We start from the raw sequence: 1,499 nt of genomic DNA on the forward strand, positions 1-1,499 counted from the left end.
TCTATCCCGGAAACGGGACCGGCGGATGGAAACCACGCATCAAGACCACCGAATACTGGTCAGCCACCACCATCCCCGCAGCAGCACGGAACTTCGCCATGCCCAACCAAACAGCAACCCTCACCCCCGGCCGAAACGGTTCCCTCACCCTCCGCAACCTCAAACCCACCGGAGAGCTCAACATCATCACCCTCAACACCGGAAAACTCTAAGGAACATCATGGTCTCGTCTACTACGAACCGGAGGGCGTGTTCCTCCGCAAGGTTCCGGGCCGTCTTCAGCATCAGCGTCGCAGCTCTCATCTCTGCTGCTGCGGTGAGCACGTCGCTACCAGCCACGGCATCGTCCCTTTCCACATCGCCTGCGGTCCAGGCACCGCAAGCGCAAGTTTCCTCCTCAGCGGAGATGAACCTGACGGACGCGGACATCGAGTCTGGCCCTACTCCTCCTGTCATTCCTGCTACCGAAGCATCTCCTGGTCAAGGAGAAGCCGAACAATCTGAAGAGGATGAGGCGGACCCCCAGGTGGGCAAGTTCGGCGCCGAGATGGGGCAGGGAGTGAAGCGAGCGGCGGCCGGCCTTGCGACGGCCTTGTCCCGGCAGGAGCTCCTCGATCGCGAAGCAGATGCTGAATCGATGAAGAGTGGTTCAACAGGGTCGTCCGCCATGAGCGGCTCGACGTGGCGTCCCAGCGGCGTCCAGGGCATGGATGTCAGCGCCTGGCAGGGGAATGTCGACTGGACGTCCCAGTGGTCGCTCGGTGCGCGCTTCACCTACATCAAGGGAACGGAAGGCACCTTCTACAAGAATCCGGAGTTCTCGCCCCAATACAGTGGTAGCTCCGCAGTTGGGATGTTGCGAGGGGCCTATCATTTTGCTTTGCCGAACCTGACCTCAGGTCGCGAGCAAGCCAACTACTTTCTCGACAACGGTGGCGGATGGTCCGCTGACGGTCAAAGCCTCCCCCCTCTCCTCGACATCGAGTACAACCCGTACGGGGCCGACGTGATGCCCAGCGGGAGTGGTGATACCTGCTACGGCATGACGCCTTCCCAATTGATCTCCTGGGTTCGAGATTTCTCTAACACGATCAAAGCGCGAACCGGACGCCTGCCGATGATCTACACGACGGCCAACTGGTGGAACTACTGCTTCGCAAGCACAACGGCATTCGGGGATCATCCGCTGCACCTCGCCGCCTTCAACAACGTGGGAGCGGGCGCCTTGCCCGCGGGCTGGACGAAGTACTCCGTTTGGCAGTACAGCGAGTCCGGTCCGTTCGCGGGGGACTCGAACCAGTGGCCGGGCTCCTACGCATCATTGGAAGCCTTTGCTCGTAATTCCAGTAGCGTGCCGGTTGCTCCTAAGCCTGTGCCGGTTGCTCCGAAGCCTGTACCGATCGCTCCTAAGCCTGCGCCTGTTGCTCCCGTGGCTGTGATCGATAGGGCGGAGTTGCGGTTCAGTGGCCCCGATTTCACTGGCGACGGGGTCACGGATC

General features: G+C 61.1%; 3 protein-coding genes. 2 read left to right on the plus strand and 1 reads right to left on the minus strand.

The features are described from left to right. Positions 1-212: hypothetical protein (locus tag FQ377_RS14955; RefSeq protein WP_187393398.1), on the plus strand; the 212-nt coding region annotated here is incomplete at its 5' end. Here FQ377_RS14955 and FQ377_RS15210 read toward each other — a convergent pair. Further along, positions 193-339, minus strand: a complete 147-nt coding sequence (locus tag FQ377_RS15210) for a hypothetical protein (RefSeq protein ID WP_262364487.1) — start codon at positions 337-339, stop codon at positions 193-195. The genes FQ377_RS14955 and FQ377_RS15210 overlap by 20 nt on opposite strands. A gap of 67 nt (positions 340-406) precedes the next feature. On the opposite strand from FQ377_RS15210, the gene FQ377_RS14640 reads away from it, so the two are divergent. Beyond that, positions 407-1,499 (plus strand): lysozyme (locus FQ377_RS14640; protein ID WP_262364488.1); only part of this gene is annotated, 1,093 nt, incomplete at its 3' end.

This window comes from Arthrobacter echini (assembly GCF_008107445.1).
In the GTDB taxonomy this organism is placed as follows: domain Bacteria; phylum Actinomycetota; class Actinomycetes; order Actinomycetales; family Micrococcaceae; genus Arthrobacter_D; species Arthrobacter_D echini_A.